General features: G+C 57.4%; 13 protein-coding genes. 8 read left to right on the forward strand and 5 right to left on the reverse strand.

Annotation, left to right across the window (positions count from 1 at the left end; translation table 11 throughout):
* The first annotated feature begins 50 nt into the window (after window positions 1-50).
* The 8 genes from V1T76_RS08850 to tssH all read left to right on the forward strand — a co-directional run bounded on the left by V1T76_RS08850 (window position 51) and on the right by tssH (window position 11,480).
* Window positions 51-1,334: a type VI secretion system protein TssA gene (locus tag V1T76_RS08850; RefSeq protein ID WP_330560304.1), complete on the forward strand. Its 1,284-nt coding sequence runs from the start codon at window positions 51-53 to the stop codon at window positions 1,332-1,334.
* Window positions 1,335-1,604: 270 nt separating this feature from the next.
* Complete coding sequence (gene tssB, locus V1T76_RS08855; protein WP_330560305.1) at window positions 1,605-2,159, forward strand: type VI secretion system contractile sheath small subunit; 555 nt, start codon at window positions 1,605-1,607, stop codon at window positions 2,157-2,159.
* Entirely contained in the window at window positions 2,160-3,683 is a 1,524-nt protein-coding gene (tssC, locus tag V1T76_RS08860; RefSeq protein ID WP_330560306.1) for a type VI secretion system contractile sheath large subunit, read from the forward strand.
* A gap of 204 nt (window positions 3,684-3,887) precedes the next feature.
* The gene (locus V1T76_RS08865; RefSeq protein ID WP_330560307.1) at window positions 3,888-4,373 is read left to right on the forward strand and encodes an Hcp family type VI secretion system effector; all 486 of its coding nucleotides are present in this window, start codon (window positions 3,888-3,890) and stop codon (window positions 4,371-4,373) included.
* Between the two features lie 144 nt (window positions 4,374-4,517).
* Window positions 4,518-5,069 carry a type VI secretion system baseplate subunit TssE gene (tssE, locus tag V1T76_RS08870; RefSeq protein ID WP_330560308.1) on the forward strand — a complete coding sequence of 184 codons (552 nt, stop codon included), beginning with the start codon at window positions 4,518-4,520 and terminating at the stop codon, window positions 5,067-5,069.
* Entirely contained in the window at window positions 5,066-7,063 is a 1,998-nt protein-coding gene (gene tssF / locus V1T76_RS08875; RefSeq protein WP_330560309.1) for a type VI secretion system baseplate subunit TssF, read from the forward strand. The genes tssE and tssF overlap by 4 nt, the downstream gene beginning before the upstream one ends.
* The gene (tssG, locus tag V1T76_RS08880; protein ID WP_330560310.1) at window positions 7,060-8,646 is read left to right on the forward strand and encodes a type VI secretion system baseplate subunit TssG; all 1,587 of its coding nucleotides are present in this window, start codon (window positions 7,060-7,062) and stop codon (window positions 8,644-8,646) included. Before tssF ends, tssG begins: the two co-directional genes overlap by 4 nt.
* 26 nt (window positions 8,647-8,672) lie before the next feature.
* Window positions 8,673-11,480, forward strand: coding sequence for a type VI secretion system ATPase TssH (gene tssH, locus V1T76_RS08885; protein ID WP_330560311.1), 2,808 nt, complete (start codon window positions 8,673-8,675; stop codon window positions 11,478-11,480).
* Window positions 11,481-11,572: 92 nt separating this feature from the next.
* Here the strand turns inward: tssH and V1T76_RS08890 are convergent, their stop codons facing one another.
* The 5 genes from V1T76_RS08890 to V1T76_RS08910 form a co-directional block, all read right to left on the reverse strand.
* Window positions 11,573-11,869, reverse strand: coding sequence for a PAAR domain-containing protein (locus V1T76_RS08890; RefSeq protein WP_330560312.1), 297 nt, complete (start codon window positions 11,867-11,869; stop codon window positions 11,573-11,575).
* A gap of 107 nt (window positions 11,870-11,976) precedes the next feature.
* Entirely contained in the window at window positions 11,977-13,791 is a 1,815-nt protein-coding gene (locus V1T76_RS08895) for a M23 family metallopeptidase (protein ID WP_330560313.1), read from the reverse strand.
* Between the two features lie 313 nt (window positions 13,792-14,104).
* Window positions 14,105-16,009: an adenylate/guanylate cyclase domain-containing protein gene (locus V1T76_RS08900; RefSeq protein ID WP_330560314.1), complete on the reverse strand. Its 1,905-nt coding sequence runs from the start codon at window positions 16,007-16,009 to the stop codon at window positions 14,105-14,107.
* Window positions 16,010-16,038: 29 nt separating this feature from the next.
* On the reverse strand, window positions 16,039-16,719 hold the full coding sequence (locus V1T76_RS08905) for a hypothetical protein (protein WP_330560315.1): 681 nt from the start codon (window positions 16,717-16,719) through the stop codon (window positions 16,039-16,041).
* Between the two features lie 160 nt (window positions 16,720-16,879).
* Window positions 16,880-18,505, reverse strand: a complete 1,626-nt coding sequence (locus tag V1T76_RS08910; protein WP_330560316.1) for a caspase family protein — start codon at window positions 18,503-18,505, stop codon at window positions 16,880-16,882.
* Between the last annotated feature and the right edge of the window lie 39 nt (window positions 18,506-18,544).

The raw sequence follows: 18,544 nt of genomic DNA on the forward strand, positions 1-18,544 counted from the left end.
GGTCCGATTCCGGGCATACAACCGGAAGGCATACCGGGCTGGGGGCACGAATGAATTTCGATCCGGAAACCTATGGCACTGAAGTTGCGCCAGGTGCAGGCTGCGGGCCGGACCTTTACGACACAGAGCCAGCCTTCGCAGCATTGCTGGATTCGTGTGAGGAACTGCTGCCTGAACGGTTCAGCGAGTTCGACCGGTCAGAAATCGATTTTACCGACCTGTTCAAGCAGATGGACGGTTTTCTGAAGCAATCCAGAGACCTGAGACTGCTCGTCATACTTGCTCAGTTCAGCCTGTTGAGCGGACAGGTCCATACGTTTGCAAACGCCATACGAATCATCCGCAAGCTGTTGGAAAATCATTGGGATGAGGTTCATCCGAGCGACGCCGACTTCGGTCACATGGAGCGAATCGGTGCGCTTGAGTCTCTCAATAACAGGCCTACCGTTGTGCTGCCGCTGGAGGCAGCGCCGTTGCTCAAGACCCGCCGAACGGGACCTATAAGCTATCGCGCGATTCAGATTGCCACCGGTGAGGCAACGGCCCGCGCGGACGAGCATACGATTTCGCTCGGAGCGATAGAGGCCGCGCTTACGTCTGGCGAACTTGAACAAGATGCCATCGAAGAAATACTCAAGGATCTTGGCGACCTTCCGGATGAGCTGCAGGCGATTGCCGACCTGTGCACCGAGAAGCTGAGGGCAAGTGGTGCCAAGGCCGCACCTCCAAATTACGAGGCTTTGTCAACTCTCCTGAAGGAGATGAACGTCGAGCTGAACACTCGCCTCGGACGTCTTACACCCGAGGAGACGGAATCGTTAGATTCCGATGACGGTGGCTCGAACGCGGCGGAGGCTGACGTCCCCCAGGCGGCTCAGTCCGAAATCCAGAACGCTGCACAGGCGAAACTCATTCTGGATGCGGTCGAAGACTACTTCGCCTCCCGGGAACCTTCGCACCCTGCCCTTTTTCTCGTTCGGGAAGCGCGCGGTCTCGTCGGCAAGTCCTATCTGGACGCCCTGAAAATCCTGATGCCTCGCAGGTTCGATGACGTTGCCCTGATACTGGGCGCAAGCGGCCTTCAGCTTTCCAACGACCGTCTTGTCGACCTGAATGACGGCGGTGATCGGGATCTGGGTGAAATCGACGATTTTGCTGTGATGGTGATCGAAAGCCGGAATGACGCGATGAGGGGAATCGCGGCGGTCAAGGGATACTATACGTCCAACGAACCAACCAGTCCGATACCCCTGTTGCTGGACGAAGCTCAAAACATGAGTTCCGGGTCATTTACCGGTCTTCTCAACCTGTTTCTGCGGCCAGAGGAGGAATGAGCGAACTAGCTATACAACCCGCATGTTACCTAGGGTTTTCAGCTTCTTACTTGACACCAAACGCCAACGGGTCCTCAATATTTCAAGAAAAATATAAACCATCGATCGTGTGACAATGATCACTTCCCGTTCCCCAAAAACGAAGTACATAGATAGCAACGAAACGCAGCGCCGACCTAAGAACAGCAATTAGCTAACAAGAGTTACGCGCTAGTATTTTACTAAAATTGACCTTTTTCTTGTGGGTCAGGAAAATGAAAGGCAAGTAAAATGGCATCGAACAGCGGGCAAGGCTTTATCAAGCGCAACAGACCTCCGCGGGTCCACATTTTCTACGAAGATCCGTTCGACGCGGAACAGAAGGTAGAACTGCCTTTCGTCATGGGCATCATGGCGGATCTTTCCGGCGATAACCCAGGTGTCGAAAAAGCTGATGTCGACGAGCGCAAGTTCCTCGATATCGATATGGACAACTTTTCCAAGCGCATGGAAGCGATCGAACCGGGCACGTCCTTTACTGTGAAGGACAAGCTGTCTGGCGAAGAAAATTCCAAGATGAGCGTCCAGTTGCGTTTCAAGAGCATGGACGACTTTACCCCTGGCCGTGTTGCCGAGCAGGTTCCCGCGCTGAAGAAATTGCTCGATGCGCGCCGCAGCCTTGCTGCTCTGCGCACCATGATGGACGGACGTGTTCAGGCAATTTCCCAGCTTGAAGAACTGACCCGGGATCCGGCCCTGATGCAGGCACTCGCTCAGAAAATGGAGGCCGACAAGGCATCGTCTACCGATAAGCAGGCAGATGGCGACGGCACGGAGGAGGCATAAATGAGCAGCACAGATACCAGCGCTCAGACAAGTGGCGCAGCAGCCGGCGAAGTCGCGGTTGAGAAGAGCCCCGAGGAATTCGCCTCGATCCTGAAGCAGAACTTCCGGATCAAGAACGAAAACGACACGGCGAACCAGTTGGTAGACAACGCCATGTCCACCTTCCTGGCCGAAGCCCTGTCCGATCAGGCGCTCATCAAGGAAGATGTGTACGACACGATCGACGAGATGATCGCGAAACTGGATGAAAAGCTCACTGCACAGGTGAACGAAATCATCCACGCGCCGGAATTCCAGACGCTGGAAAGCGCCTGGCGCGGCATCGACTATCTTGTCCATCAGTCTGAAACCGATGCGTCGCTGAAACTGCAGTTCCTGAACATCTCCAAGAAAGAACTTGCTGGTGTGTTCAAGAGCTACCGCGGTGCCAAGTGGGACCAGAGCCCGCTGTTCAAGCAGATCTACGAAGCCGAATTCGGCCAGCTGGGTGGTCAGCCCTATGGCTGCATCGTGGGCGACTATGAGTTTTCCTACGACCCGCAGGACATTACGGTGCTGCGCGGTATGGCCAAGATCTCCTCGGCCGCTCACGCTCCGTTCCTGGCGGCTGCCAATCCGCAGCTCATGCAGATGGACAGCTGGACGGAACTGCCGGCCAAGCGCGATCTGTCCAAGATCTTCGATACGGAGATCCATGCCCAGTGGCGGACACTGCGGGAATCCGAAGACGCACGTTACCTGGGTCTGACGATGCCGCGTGTGCTGGCCCGCCAGCCCTACGGTGCAAAGTCCGATCCGGTGGAAGAATTCGCCTTCGAAGAAGAATTCGGCGAAGACAGCCACAACAATTACGCCTGGATGAGTTCGGCTTACGCCATGGCTGCAAACGTCAACCGTGCCTACAAGGAATTCGGCTGGACAGTGCGGATCCGCGGCGTGGAAAGCGGCGGTCTGGTGGAAAACCTGCCAACCCACGTCTTCGAAACCGACGATGGCGGTGTGGATCAGAAATGCCCTGCGGAAATCGCGATTTCCGACAGGCGTGAACACGAGATCTCCCGTCTGGGCCTGATCCCGCTGATCCACCGCAAGAATACGGACCAGGCAGCCTTCCTGGGTGCACAGTCTGTCTTCAAGCCGCGCCAGTTTTCAGGGCCGGACGGCAAGGATGCGACCGCATCGGACAACCTGTCCGCTCGCCTACCCTATATGTTCGCGACCACTCGTTTCGCCCACTACCTGAAAGTGATGGTGCGCAACAAGATCGGTTCGACCAAGGAATCGGCGCAGCTGCAGCGTTGGCTGAACGACTGGATCATGGATTATGTCGATGGTGATCCGGACAATTCGACCGAGGAAACCAAGGCGCGCAAGCCGCTTCGGGAAGCCAAGGTCACGATCGTGCCCGACGAAGAAAACCCCGGATATTATCGGGCCCAGTTCTTCCTTCGTCCGCACTATCAGCTGGAAGGCATGGACATCGGCATGAGCCTGGCGTCCCGCATTCCGCAAGACGGCAACTGATTTCACGAATTGCCGGTGGGCGGCAGCCCGCCCTCCGGCAAGCATCCTCACCGGATGCAGCCCGGTTTTCCCGGGCGGAGGTGCAAACAAGGTGCGCAAGCGCTTAGGGGTTTGGACCGAGAGGTCCGAGGTAGTTGTCAAGAATAGCAGAGTTTGAGCCAGGAACATTTACCTGGCCCTCAACAACCAAAAGGATCTATTAAAATGGCTGTCGATTTTTATCTGGAACTTGAAGGTATCAAAGGCGAAGCACAGGACAAGACCCACAAGGACAAGATTGACGTTCTGTCCTGGTCCTGGGGCGCTTCCCAGTCCGGCACAACCCACATGGGTTCGGGTTCCGGCTCCGGCAAGGCACATTTCCAGGACCTGAGCGTTACCAAGTTCGTCGACAAATCCACTCCCGTGCTCCTGCAGCACGTGTCGACCGGCAAGCACATCACCAAAGGCACCCTGTTCGTTCGCAAGGCTGCTGGTGACACCCCGCTGGAATACATCAAGCTCGAAATGAAGGACATCATCGTGACCAACGTTTCGACCGGCGGCAGCGGTTCGGACGACCGTATCACGGAAAGCGTCACGCTGAACTTCGGTGAATACAAGTACATCTACACCGAACAGAAGCCGGACGGCTCCAAGGGTGCAGCTCCCGAGTTTGCCTGGGACATTGCAGCAAACGAAAAGAAATAAGGCTTTGGCCGACAAGGCTGCCGCGCTTCGGTGCGGCAGCCTTTTTTCGTTGGACCCTCAAATACGGAAATACGGCTTTCGAAGCCGCACCGCGAGGGGCATACTTTAAATTTTCTGGGGCAGCAGTCAGCGTGGGCTTGGCCGATGGCTAAATCAAATGTGAAAATGCACTCCCCGCTGATGTGGGCGTTCCGTGCGCTGGACGACCCGGACTACAAGGCCGCTCAAGCCAGGCAAAAAGAGGCACAGGGCAGTGAAAACCTGAAGTCCGGACGCCGGCTTTCCAGATCCTACGGGGTTTCGGAACATACGTTGCTTTCCGAAGTCCGGCGCGACCTCCAGGCGCTGCTCAACACGGTCAACCTAAATTCCACGCAGGACCTGTCCGACTTTCCGGAAGTCGAGAGCTCGATCATAAATTACGGTCTGCCAGACTTGTCTGTGCATATCGTCGATACCATCCGTATCAATCGGCTCGCCGAAGACATCCGTCAGGCTCTTCTGCATTTCGAACCTCGCATGGATCCGCGTACCTTGAAAGTGGAGCGCGACGACAAGGTCGAAAGCGACACCTTCAAGGTCAGATTTCTAATCAAGGCTGAAATTCGATGCGATCCGATCCGGGTTGCCAGTGAATTTGTTGCAGACGTCGACCCTGCTTTCGGCCGTATCAAGATCATCGGGGCAACCGCATGAACCGCGAATTTCTCGACCTGTACAATCAGGAACTGACCTATCTGCGGGAACAGGGCGCCTCGTTCGCGGAGGCTTATCCGGCTGTTGCTGAACGTCTGGGTGGCCTCCTGGAAGACCGGTCCGACCCGATGCTGTCGGGTTTGCTTGAAGGCACAGCCTTCCTCTCGGCGCGCGTCCAGCTCAAAATGAAGCATGAATTCGCCGAGTTCACCTCGAACCTGTTCGAACAACTCTATCCGACTGCGCTAGCCCCGATTCCCTCTCTGGTTCTGGCTCGGATCACACCGAAATATGGCGACGCCAATCTGCGAAATGGCATCAAGATCGAACGTCATGCGCCAATGGAAGCTGTTTTCCGCGAGCGGCAGGGTGAGGTACGCTGCCGGTTTACCCTCACCTCTCCGGTTACACTCACGCCGCTTGAGCTGACGGGGGCGAAGTACCTGAGTTCTGCAGCCCAGGTGTCAGGCCTGGGTGCGGAAATGGCAGAAGATCGGAGGGTGCGCGCCGGCCTTTCGATCACCCTAACCCACCGGATGTCCGATGATCCGGAAAACGAGGTGTCCGCCGAAGAGGCACTGAAAAAACCTGAATACCAGGTATCCGGTTGCAGGATCGACACCCTTCCAGTTCGCTTGATCGGGCCGCTTGATCTGGCGGCAAAGGTTTACGAGCAGATCTTCGGACACACGATTGCGCTCTACATCCGCACAGAGGACGCCTTCGGCCAATCCAGCTTGCAACGCCTGCCGGTTGATGCCATCGAACAACTCGGTTTCGATGAAGAAGATGCCCTGCTTCACAATGATCTGCGGCTGTTCACAGGCTTTGACCATCTTCGAGACTATTTCAACTTTCCCCGCAGCTACCTTGGCTTTCGCCTTATGGGCCTGCGCCGGTATCTGGACAGGGTCAAAGCCAAGTCTTTCGACCTGATATTCGTCTTTGATGAGGTCGAAAACCGCTTGCCTTCCCATGTCGAGCGAAAGATCTTCGCTCTTCATTCGGCGCCCGCCGTCAACCTTTTCGAACGGCAGACAGACCGGGTGCCGATCAAGAAAGGACAGCACGAGTTTGCGGTCATAACGGACAGGACGCGACCGCTGGATTACGAGGTGCATGCGGTAACCGAAGTATCCGCCCACTTCTCAGGCGGTGAAAAACGCCCGGTCGACCCTCTCTACAGCGTGGCTCCAGACACCGAAAAAGCCGGTCATGAGTGGTTTTATACGATCCGCCGCCTGCCAAGGCGTCAGTCGTCTTCCGAAATGCGGCGTATGCAGCCAAGCCCCTACATGGGCACGGAAACCTTCATCTCCATTTCCAGCGGTGCCCAGGCTGCCGCTTTGATGCAGACCGGCAAGAAACGCCTTTCGGAGTTGTCGCTCAAGGTTCTTGCGTCGAACCGGTCGCTTGCAGCAGATCTGCCCGTTGGGTCCAATCCCGACAAGTCCGAAATTGGAGATTTCCGGATCCTGGAAGATACTGGCCTCAAGGTGGATTGCGTGGCAGGACCGACGTCCCCGAGACCACCGCTGCTTTCCTACAATGAAAGACTGGGAGAACAGGGCCACGCCGGGGCGATTGCCTGGAGGCTCATCAACATTCTGGCCTTGAACCATACAGGACTGGTTCACGATGCTGCCGGGCGCGACGGCCGGTCTTTCCGCGATGTGCTGAGCGTCTTTGCACCGCTTTCCGACAGCGCGGCAGACCGCCAGGCCCAGTCCGTCCAGTCGGTATCGACCAGGCCGGTTGTGCGCCGCCTGCAACAAAAATCCGGAACAGGCGTTGCCAGAGGCCTGGAAGTCACGATCACGCTTGATGACAAGGCCTTCGAAGGCGCAAGCGCTTTCCTGTTGGGCGCTGTTCTTGACCGGTTCATCGCGGAATACGCCTCAATCAATCATTTCACCCAATGCGTCATCGCAACGACAGAGCGCGGAATAATCATGAAATGGCCGCCGCGGATTGGTGCGAAGGGAATTCTATGACCGGGCCGGCGGACAAGGATCTGACCAAAACCCGCGTTGCGCGGGAAAAGACCGTCGTACCAACGTCCGCACGGAAGGCTCCGGTGTGGCCGGCGGAAGAATATCAGGTGACGACGGCAGACAAATCTGAAACTGCCGGGACGGACACCGTCTGGACCGAAGAAGCTCGGGGCAACAACACCCCTGATAAAGCGACTGAATCGCACGAAGGACAATTGCACGCGATCGAAAAATCTGAATCCGACTCACCGGGAGATGATGCAAGCCCCTCCATCCCTGAAACACTACCGCCAGAAAAACCGGATACGGAGGTTTCTGCGCAGGATGAGACCCCTGCAGCGACGACTGAAGAAGCGCTTCAGCCTGAAAAAGCCTTGCCTCCCGTGCCAGATGCGGCAAGTGAAGAAGCCGTGCCGGAAGCGCCTCGTATCGAAGTCCCTGTCCAGCAGCAATATGCTTCATTGCTTGCAGCGCTTTCTGAACGCATCCAGAAACATCCCGGTGGACACGACCTTCTGGCAGTGCTGAGAATGCTTGAGGGGCAGACGGCCCCCGGTCGGTCCGAGCCGGGTGTGAAACCAAAGAAAGCCGAAGAACCGGCACCGCCCAGGATCGGCAAAAGCCGGCGCATGATGGAAGACATCGTCCGCTTCGGCCAGGATCCGTCGAGCGAATTCGCGACCTCCACGATCGAGCGCGCTACGCGTGACGGAGACGGCGGCCTCGTCTTGCTGGAACGTTTCCTCGGCATGCTGGGACCGCAAGGCGCCCTTCCCTCTGCCTATACCGACGAAGCAATCATGCGCGGGCTGACGGGTGACGACAGTTTTCCGCGGTTCCTGGACATATTCAACAATCGCTTCGTTCAATTGTTTTACCGCGCATGGGCAGATGCGCGACCGATCGTTCAGCATGACCGGCCGGACGATGACAGGTTTCTTGCCTATCTCGGTTCGGCAATTGGCATCGGCTCTCCGATTTATCGTGATCTCGACAGGATCGATGACCGGCTCAAGTTGCTCTATGCCGGGCTAATGTCGCCTAAGACAAAAAGCGCCGCCCGCTTGAAGGCCCTTATCACGGGTGTTTTTGACGTAAAAGTTGAAATCGATCAGTGCGTGGGAACGTGGCTGCATCTGGACAAGGACGATCAGCTCAAGCTTGGGGGCTTTGGCCCGGGAGGGGCCGGCAAGCTTGGCGCCGATACCATCGTCGGCTCAAAGGTCTACAGTGTCAGCGACAAGATCCGGATCAGGATCTTCACACGCAATTTGGAGGAATATCGCAAGTTTCTTCCACCGACGCGGGTCAAACCCAATCCATGGACAGAAAAGCTGTTTGACCTCATCGATTTTTATCTCGGTCTGGAAATTGAATACGAGATCGAGCTGGCTTTGCCCAAGAGATGCGCGTCCGCCGTTCGGATGGATGCGACCAATTCCGCAACATTGGGACATATCGGTTGGCTGAAGCCTCCTGCGTCCGTCGCCGGCGATGAGGCCGAACCGGAGGCAGAAGAAGAGGACATGCTCACCGACACCCGTTTTCGGCCAGTGCGCCGCCACACCACTGTTTATCAATAGGTCTCAAGTCCGAAGGACCGGAAATTATGAGTGACATTACGGTTGAAAAAGTAACCAGCAAAATTAACTCGGTCGCCTATGAAAGCCTGGATAAGGCCATGCGGCTTACAAAGGATGCCGGCCATCGGCACCTCGAATTGCTCCACTGGCTCTACTACCTGATCCGCAACGAAAACTCCGACCTGTTTCACATTCTTCGCCATTTCGACATCGATCTGAGTGCCGTTGACAAGGATCTTCAGGCCGCCCTTGCGGAGCTGAAGATCAATCAAACCGAATTTCCCACAATGTCCAAGCCGTTTCGCGAGGCATTGCAGGGCGCCTGGTTCGTCGGAACGCTTACCCACGGCGACTACAAGATACGGACAGCCTATGTGCTTCTTGCGATCCTCGGAGAAGAAAGCACACGGACACAGTTGTTCCAGCTATCGAAAGCTCTCAACAAGCTCAAGCACGATGAATTAGAGAGTCAACTGGATGCCATTGCCGGATCATCCGGTGAAGTTCGGTCCCGGCCGATCGACGGCTCCGGTCCTGCTTCCGGCGCTACCGCCGGCGAGCCGGGATCAGAGTCTTTGGCCGCCGGCGGCCCCGGTGAAGATGCGCTCAGCCAGTTCACCGTGGATTTCACTGCCAGGGCCCGTGCGAAGGAATTCGATCCAATCGTCGGACGGGACGAGGAAATACGCCAGGTTATCGACGTGTTGATGCGCCGCCGCCAAAACAACCCGATCCTGACCGGGGAAGCGGGTGTCGGCAAAACAGCTATCGTTGAAGGCTTTGCGCAGAAAATCGTCTCCGGGGACGTTCCCCCGGCGCTCCTGGGCACTCGACTATGCGCCCTGGATCTCGGCCTGCTTCAGGCCGGCGCATCGATGAAAGGTGAGTTCGAGAAACGGCTGCGTGCAGTCATCGATGCGGTCCACGGATCCATTGTGCCGACGATCTTGTTCATTGATGAAGCGCACACGCTGATCGGTGCTGGTGGCGCGGCTGGAACGGGCGATGCGGCCAATCTTCTTAAGCCTGCGCTTGCCCGCGGCACGCTCAGAACCGTCGCTGCCACCACATGGTCGGAGTACCGGCAGCATTTTGAAAAAGACCCTGCCCTTACTCGGCGCTTTCAGCCTGTCCAGGTTGATGAGCCGGATGAGGAAAAGTGCTTTGCCATGGTGCGCGGCCTGCTGGGCCCGATGGAAGATCATCACCAGGTCCGCATCCTCGATAGCGCTGTTCGGTCGGCGGTATCGTTGTCACATCGTTACATTCCAGCGCGCCAGTTGCCGGACAAGGCGGTCAGCGTTCTCGACACCGCCTCGGCTCGCGTCAACATCTCGCAAGCAGCACAGCCAGCCCGGCTGCTGGACCTTGTTGCCCGTAAAGGTTTTCTGGAAACAGAGAAACAGGCCCTGACGAACGACGCCGAACTGGGCGTCGACCATCAGGAGCAACTCGACGCCCTTTCCGAAGCGATTGCGGAAACCGAACGCGACATCGAGACGGTTCGCAATCAGTGGGAAAACGAGCGGAAACTGGTTGCCGGCATCCGACGCCTGAATGCGGCTCTAGCAAAGCTGCGCGGTGTTGAACCTGCCCCTCATCCGGAAAGCGAAGCAATCGAAGATCCGCAGCACGACAAGCCCGCTCTGGTTCCTATCGACGAGATCGAGCTGGAACTTGATGTGGACCTGACCAACGAAGACGCCATTCGCGAATCGCTGCAAGCCATGCGCACGGAACTTTCGGAAATCCCGGAAGACGATCGCATGGTCTATGCCTATGTCGACGATGAAGCTGTGGCCAGCATCATTTCCGACTGGACGGGCATACCGGTCGGCAGGATGGTGCAGGACGAGATGCAGACAATCCTGACGCTGACCGACAGTCTCAACAAACGTGTGATCGGTCAGGCTCACGGTCTTGCGATGATCGCAAAGCGTATCGAAACAAGCCGGGCTCAGTTGGGCAACCCGGACAAACCCATCGGCGTGTTCATGCTGTGCGGCCCATCCGGTGTCGGCAAGACCGAAACCGCGCTTGCGCTTGCCGAAACGCTATACGGCGGCGAAGAAAGCCTGATCACCATCAATATGTCCGAGTTCCAGGAAGCGCATTCCGTTTCCGGTCTCAAAGGTGCTCCTCCGGGATATGTAGGCTATGGCGAAGGCGGCCGGCTGACCGAAGCCGTGCGTCGCAAGCCTTACTCGGTGGTGCTTCTGGACGAGGTTGAAAAGGCGCACCCGGATGTTCACGAAATCTTCTTCCAGGTTTTCGACAAGGGCTGGATGGAAGACGGCATGGGCCGGAAGATCGACTTCCGCAACACGCTGATCCTGCTGACGTCGAACGTCGGCACGGACATCATCATGAATGCAGCGAGCCATATGCTGGATGCGCCGGTTTCCAGCGATCCGGACCTTGCCGCGACAGACCCCAATGCTCCGGATCCGGAAAAGCTTGCGGAGACCCTGAGACCGGCTTTGCTCGACGTGTTCCCGCCCGCCCTGCTCGGCCGTATCGTGACCATCCCCTATTATCCGCTGTCGCCTTCGATGCTCGGATTTATCGTCAGGCTTCAGCTCAACCGCATTGTCAAGCGGGTCAAGCAGAACCGGGATGCCGTGCTGAACTACGGAGAAGATGTTGTCAGCCATATCGTCTCGCTGTGCCGCGACCCGGACAGCGGCGGCCGCATGATCGACAACATTCTGACCAACGATCTTCTGCCGAAACTGTCGCGTGCGTTCCTGACCGCGCAGATGAACGGCGAAGACTTGAAGGGCGTTACCTTGAAGGCCACCGAAACAGGGATTGAAATCGAGCCGGAAAGCTGAGCCAGAAACACTAAAACGCCGGACAGGTTCAAGAACCTGTCCGGCGTTTTGTTTCCGGGTCGAGAAAATGTTCCTCTTCAGGGTGACAGAAGTCAGCCGCCGATAAGAACCGTGAAGTCGCCGGTCGTTATCACGCCGCCCTTGGCTGTCGGATCTCCTATCCGTGCTGCCGGCAGCATGCCGACAAGGACGGTCAGCGACCCCATAACGATAGGATCGACATTTGCCGGCGGCGGGCCAACGCAAACGCACATGTCCGTCATTCTTGCGGCAGGACGCATCCCGATCAGAACATTGATCTTGCAAGGCGGTGCGATCGGCAATCCCGGAGGGATAGGCGACATCGGACACACATGGAAATCGCCCAGGCGGGCAGCTGGTCTCGTCATGGCAGCCTCGTGTGGTGTTACACTCTTGCCAGAATGAACGTTCCTGCAGCAATTACTGCGACCTGCATCACAGTCTGGCGCAATTCAGCGCTTGTGCAAGACCTCTTTCACTGCACACTCAGAATATCGGCGATCACCGTGCGATAATCCTGCAGGTCCTTGCTTCCGACAGATTGCGGTGTGTCTGCTCCGGTTTCCATTTCAAAGGCCAGTGGATCCGTCGGTTCGCCCCTGTGCCTGATTTCAAAATGCAGGTGCGGACCGGTGGAAAGCCCGGTAGTTCCCACATAGCCGATCAGATCACCAGCCTGCACGACCGATCCAAGCTGAATACCGTCGGCGAACTCATGCATATGGGCATAGCGGCTTGTGATGCCGTCCTTATGGGTGAGTTCAATGAAGTTGCCATAACCGCCGCGGACATCCCGGTAAGTAACCTTGCCAGAAAAGGCTGCGTGGATTGCAGTGCCGGTGGGAGCCGCCCAGTCGACCCCGGCGTGAAGGCGTTCGGTCTTCTTGATCGGATGAAACCTCATCCCGAATTTTGACGTCAGCACGCCTTTGACCGGAACGAGCATGGCACCGGACACACTGACCTTGCCGCCTTCGTTCACGCAGGCAAATCCCCGATTGCCCGGTGCCTTGAGCACGTAGCAGCGAACCGACCAATCGTCCCCTCGCCGCACGCCTGCGAAAAGCACCCTGCCGCCGCCGCGTTTCTCGTCCCGCGCAGAATCCGTGAATACGAGTGTGACCCTTTCGTCCGGTTTGATCGCCCGCTTGAGGTCGGTCATGGGAGCGAGATAGGCGATTGCCTCGCCCACGATAGAAGCGGGCACGGCATTTCGAACCGCGGTCGCATAAAGACCGTCGATCAGGCGATGGGTGTTGGCAGGCTGCGTCGCTTCCTCGGCCGACGGTTTTTCTTCAACGATGGTCTTGCCGAACCAGGGGTCGGCCCCGGCCACATAGCTTTCCCCGTCCCGTCCGGCTGAATAGGCCGCCGTCCCCACATAGCCTTCGCGGCCATATATCGATATCTGCACGGGCCGGTAATAATCGCCAATCCGGCCGACCTTGTTCGGCATGCGAACACCACGCACAGCGATCTTATCGCCTGCGATCAAATCGCTTTTGTCGAAGTTTTCCTGAACAAACTTTATCAGCGGGTCGAGGACTTCTTCGTCGAACCCGTTGCCCTTCAGGAATTCCTTGAGCGAGGCCGGCTTTGCCACTTCCTCGCGTACTTCAATGCGGCTTGGCCCCTGACCGATGGGACGTTCGGTCAAATAAAGGTTCAGCGTGTCGGTCGATGGCTTCAAGAACACCGGCAAGTCGGGAGAACTGTCGTCGGCGGGGCTGGCATCTTCTTCAACGACAATGCCCTCGGCCTCGTCGCCGCCGCCGAAATTACCGAACTGAAAGTCTGCTTCGCTGCCCGGCGCACGAATAACAAGATTGCCATCATCGTCGAGCATCTGACTATCGAGTACGAAAGCGGCGACAGAAGGTACCGACGCCTCGCCGTCGCCAACCGCAGCGGCCGGCACCGGTCTTTCCGACAGATCTATCCGCCGGCTGGCCGCACCATCTTTCAGGAGCACCGGGTCCCCAGCCAACGGAATGACGGCGGACAGCGCCATGTCGAAAAACGGGTCAGCCGGGACATCGAGGTCCTCCTCATTCGTCAGCGCCGCATTCTCGATATCCTGTTCCAAGAACTGGGCACTGCCGTCCGTTTCCTCCGGACCCTGCGCTTCCGGCCCCTGCGCCTCTGAACCCTGTTGCGCTGCATTTTCTGACGCGGAACTTCTTTCCAACGCGTCGACGAGTTGCTGCGTTCCGCTTTCCTCAGGCGGTGACAGGGAAATCGCGCCGGAAGAAATCAGATGAGCAATGCCACCTGCGGCGCCGCCCAGCACAAGGAAGCCTATTGCCAGCGCGGCATAGAGAAGGACGGGAGACCGTTTGGGAGCGCCTGCTTTTCCAATTGAAGGCGCAGGCTTCGCTGGCGGGGGGGCAGCAGGCCCAGCCGGAGGGGCTTTGTGTGACGGACGGATCACGGTCCTGTCAAACTCAGGGCGATTGCCACCCGGATTTTGGTTGTCAGGCCATTGAACCATAGTGAGACCTTAAGCGCAGCGCCAGTGCTGCTCAGGCTGCGAATAACCAGTTACCCGATCATGCCGGATGATTGGGAAAGATGCAAAAAATGCTGTGTTTGAAGGAGCTTCGTCAGGATCGTGGAAAAGTCACCAGCTTGCTCCTGTCCTGCTCGTCACGGGCTTTCACCCGCTGGTCTTCCGGCTCCATGTACATTTCAGGAAGGTCCAGCGTGTAAACGCAGATGTCGGAACTCAGACCACGCAATTGCCCCTTCCATATCTCCGAAACCGGATAGGACGCGGGCAGTTTCTCGGCAACCGATTGGCTGACAGCAAGACGAACCTTGTGGTCCTTCGCAACGGATTCAATCCGGCTGGCCGTGTTGACTGTGGTTCCCATGACCGTAAAAGAGCGGCGATGTTCGCCGCCAATATCACCAACCAGAACAGGTCCTGCATTGAGCGCGATACGCAAGTCCAGCGGCGGTTGGCCGGTGATTTTCCGCAACCGGTCGAGCAGATTTATGATTTCGGTTGCTGCATCGACAGCCGATTGTTCCGGGTGAGCGACCGTGTTGGGTGCGTTCCAGACCGCCATGATGGCGTCGCCAATGTATTTGTCGATGTACCCTTGATGGGCGGTGATCACCTGCCCGATCCTGTCGAAACAGGAGTTGACCACGCGCACCACGTCCTGGTCGGCGAGTTTTTCCGACATCTTCGTAAAGCCGACAATGTCGATGAAGGCCACGACAACATGCCGGGTTTCTCCCCCGAGCGCAGGCAATTGCTCTGAGCTTGCCATCAGCTTGATGACATCTGGCGCTAGGTAATGGCCAAAGAGCCTCACCAGAGATCTTTGACGGCGTTGAAGGATGCCAACCTTTCCGACAGCGGCGACTATGGTTGCAGAGACAAAGGCAACCGGCGCGACGCCCGGTGACGGAAACATCCCGAATTCGATACTGCCCAGACTAAGCCCCAGGCCGCAGAGCACACCGCCCACGGCCACGAAAGGCAAAACGAACAATGGCAGGGAGAGGCCTGCAAGAGTGCCAATGACTGCGAAGAGAACGGCAAAAGCAGGAACCACACCGGCGGGCGGTTCGGTTACAATTCTGCCAGCCAGCGGAGAGCCGATGAAATCGGCCAGCACGAACACACCGGCCGTTTGCGGTTGAACCCGAGGCCGTCCGCTTGGTCCGGTCTCTGCCTGCTGGTCGGAGAGATGTGGCAGAAAACGGTCTGAAAAAAGATGCTCGTCTTCATAGGGCAAAAGCCCGCCGAACAGGACGATCCGGCCTTCGGCAAACCGGGCAAGTTCCTGTCTGCCTTCCTCACTTTCCAGGAGTTGGAGGACATCGATGAGAGAAAGATAGGGAACGGAGGTCGCCAAGCGGGCTGAGGGTACCGGTATATAGGTTTCGGAGATCTCGGCTCCTGCCATACCGAGTAGCGCATCGATCAAATGGGGCGACTCGGTCAGAGGCAAATTCGGCTCGTGCCGCCTGACCACACCATCGCTATCAGTCGAAACGATTACCGACCTTACGCCTCCTTCACCGGCCGCGGCGGAAAACATGCGCTGGGGCACGCCGATTTCGGTATGAGCGATGAAGACCTTGCCTCGGTTCTGATAAAGGAACCGCTGGAACGCCAGATCAAACCCCTTGAGCCTTGCCTCGCCGGTGCTTGGATCCACAAATCCGTCTGCGCTGTAGGCGAAGACAAAATCATATCCCAGCGCAACGGCCCCGGCATTCAGCATGGCCTGTCCGGCTTCCGCCAGAACCGGGGTCATCAACACACGCGGTATCGGCGCCAGCCGGTCGGAGTTGAGGGCCTTTTGATCAAGACCGACCACGACAACAGGAGCAAGATCTGCCTGCTCCTTGTCGTGCAAGTGGGCCTTGATCTGGAACAGGCGGTCTGTCACCCAGCCTTCCCAGATGGCCTTTTGAGCGGATAAACCGATGGCGATGCCAGCCCCCACCGCAACGAGCGCGATGAGAATGATGAGCTGCTTGCGTCCCATGGCCGCGTCCGCGAACCGGCCGCCAAATATCATTTCACGATGACAACCGCGGTTTTCCGTCCGACCTGGACCGGATCTATGGTGATCGTACGCATGACGACACCATAGTCAGGCGCCTTGCCTTGCAGGAATAGCTCAACTTCAACCGCTTCGTCTTCCGGCTCGCGATCCGGCATGTCGGTAAGGATGTTGTCGAGCATGTCGAAACGCTTGGGTTCACCACCTCCGAAGGAAACAAATACGGTGTCGTATTGGTCGCGCAGCTTGTTGTCGAAACGCAGCATCAACGACGCGGCTTTCTTGTTTTCCAACGTCAGCCCACGCAGTGTGACAGTCAGGCCTTTGTCTGCCTTCTCGCTTTCGGTGCCGCTGTCGGCCTGCAAGCAGTTGCCGGCTCTCAGAACCGACTGCTCAGACCCTTCGGTCGTATAGCCTTCGGAAGAAACCTTCAGCACACCGGCCTGGATCCTGACTTCCTGGCACGCCGAATAATCCAGCAGATCGACATGTCCGGTCGTGCCGAGGTCCACCACATCGCCGGGCATAAGCTCGGTAAACGCGGACACATCAACATCTTCCGACTTGTCGAGCACAAGCGCGATCGGGTCTGCAAGTGCAGAACCCGCCGATACCGCAAAAATCAAACCGGCGAGAGCACTGGTGCTCCGCAAACTTCGCCTTGAACAGGCATGCTTCAAAATCTGTGTCATGAAAGGCTCCTGATTCCCTGGTCTTTCCAATGCGCCCGGCCGTTACGATGAAGCCCAGCGCTGTCTATTGTTCAATATTACCAGAGGATGGCGTAATGAGTGTGGCCATGGTCACAAAAATTCTTTTCAGCCGCAACAGGATAGTAGCTGATCTCCGGCCTTAGCCAGCGGGCTGCGTATAGACGCCGGCAATCCCCACCGCATCGGCACTTTGGGAAATCAACTCCAGCAGCTTGGGCGACAGTTCGGCGCTGAGAGGTTTACCGTCGAGCGCAGACAACACACCGACCAATTGAGGCATGGGTTGGGATGACCGCACCATGATGATGTGATCGGCTCCGAACGGCTGAGCCGCCCGAAGGTTGAGCACATATGGTCTTTCTGCCTCAACCATTGTGTCCTTGCCCAGCGGATCTGCCTTCTTGTTGGGAGCAAGCAGACGAAGTGTGCCATCTGCCTCCAATGCGAACACCGCCATATTGCCTGCCTGGTCAGAGGTAAGCCCGACCTTGAACGCATCGCCTTCCGGAATATGCCCGACAGAGGGTTGGAGCGTTCCTTCGATAGGTTGTCGCTCTCGTGACAAAGCATAAAGGTCGGCCAGAAAGCCCCATTTGGTCACGACGTCTGCAAACTGGCCGATGTTTGTGGCCTTGCCACGCAGCACCACGTCGCCGAATTTTGTCAGGACGTCACCTTCCTCGATATCCCAGAACAGATCCGCTGTGCCATCCTCGACCACTTTCAACCGGCCTTCCTGTTTGCTGGTCAGTTGCTGCAAGGCCGGCGTGGCCTTGTCCGAGCTTGCAGACAGAGTGAGGACACCTGTTTCCTGCGCAAAAATCTGCTGACTGACGCGTGGCAGGACGGCGGCGCGGCTTTCACTGCTGATGCTCAGGCTAGGCGACTGGCGGCCTTCTGTTGCCACACGCACGGTTTCCTTCAGGAACAGGCTGAGTTCCTGCATGGATATACCGCCATCACGATCCAGATCCGCCCTTCCCTCAACACCGCGCGCAAATGCCCAGCTCAGCGCACCACGCGGTTCTCCGGCTATCACCAGCTCGGGGATCACCTGACCGTCTGCCGTAGCTCCGACATAGATGACATTGGGCATGTCCTGAACGTCCTCGGACAGAGGCGCGTTTTGGGCCAGGAAGGGAGGAAGAGAATGAGAGCGCAGGGCATCGTTCTCGAAGGGCGGCAGACCGACCAGCCGGGTCCCCAGTCTCGTGACACGTGGGTCCACAGACCGGGTCATCGTTCCCGAGTGGCAGCTATCGGCCAGTACCAGCACATTGCGCCCTCCGGCGGCCCGAAGCATTGCAGCAATGTCGTCGTCTCGCAGTCTCTCGGCATTTCCCGGAGCGGAAATGTCGAAGCCGGCAAGAAGAAACACTTCATCCAAGCCGTCTTCTTCAGATCCCTTTACCCACTCAGGCTCCTGAGCACCGTGCCCTGCGTAGGACAAAACAAGAACATCGTCAGAGGCGGAGCGGGAAATCAGGTCTTCCCAGGATGACAGGATCGCCTGCCGGGACGCATCAGCGTCCAATAATGTGGTCAGATCGGTAACACCGGCGGCGGTCAAGGTCTGGGCGATGTCCCGGGCGTCATTCACCGCCCCTTTCAAGGGAGAGACATGCTGATAGGCGTCAACTCCAATGACAAGAGCGCGCCACTGCCCGGCGTCAGCAGAAGTGCTGACGCTCACTGCGAGGAAAAACAGGCCGCACAGTCTGGCCCAGACATGTCGTCTGGTCGCCAGGCCAATTGAAACAAACATCGGTGTTACCTTTTCTGCGCGAGGTCAGCCCCAGCTACC

Origin of the sequence: Roseibium sp. FZY0029, from assembly GCF_036350355.1 — a bacterium.
GTDB lineage: Bacteria > Pseudomonadota > Alphaproteobacteria > Rhizobiales > Stappiaceae > Roseibium.

What these genes read in the sequence shown, in the direction of transcription:
- V1T76_RS08850 (WP_330560304.1), top strand. Translation starts at nt 51, where the DNA reads ATGAATTTCGATCCGGAAACCTATGGCACTGAAGTTGCGCCAGGTGCA.
- tssB (WP_330560305.1), top strand. Translation starts at nt 1,605, where the DNA reads ATGGCATCGAACAGCGGGCAAGGCTTTATCAAGCGCAACAGACCTCCG.
- tssC (WP_330560306.1), top strand. Translation starts at nt 2,160, where the DNA reads ATGAGCAGCACAGATACCAGCGCTCAGACAAGTGGCGCAGCAGCCGGC.
- V1T76_RS08865 (WP_330560307.1), top strand. Translation starts at nt 3,888, where the DNA reads ATGGCTGTCGATTTTTATCTGGAACTTGAAGGTATCAAAGGCGAAGCA.
- tssE (WP_330560308.1), top strand. Translation starts at nt 4,518, where the DNA reads ATGGCTAAATCAAATGTGAAAATGCACTCCCCGCTGATGTGGGCGTTC.
- tssF (WP_330560309.1), top strand. Translation starts at nt 5,066, where the DNA reads ATGAACCGCGAATTTCTCGACCTGTACAATCAGGAACTGACCTATCTG.
- tssG (WP_330560310.1), top strand. Translation starts at nt 7,060, where the DNA reads ATGACCGGGCCGGCGGACAAGGATCTGACCAAAACCCGCGTTGCGCGG.
- tssH (WP_330560311.1), top strand. Translation starts at nt 8,673, where the DNA reads ATGAGTGACATTACGGTTGAAAAAGTAACCAGCAAAATTAACTCGGTC.
- V1T76_RS08890 (WP_330560312.1), bottom strand. Translation starts at nt 11,869, where the DNA reads ATGACGAGACCAGCTGCCCGCCTGGGCGATTTCCATGTGTGTCCGATG.
- V1T76_RS08900 (WP_330560314.1), bottom strand. Translation starts at nt 16,009, where the DNA reads ATGGGACGCAAGCAGCTCATCATTCTCATCGCGCTCGTTGCGGTGGGG.
- V1T76_RS08905 (WP_330560315.1), bottom strand. Translation starts at nt 16,719, where the DNA reads ATGACACAGATTTTGAAGCATGCCTGTTCAAGGCGAAGTTTGCGGAGC.
- V1T76_RS08910 (WP_330560316.1), bottom strand. Translation starts at nt 18,505, where the DNA reads ATGTTTGTTTCAATTGGCCTGGCGACCAGACGACATGTCTGGGCCAGA.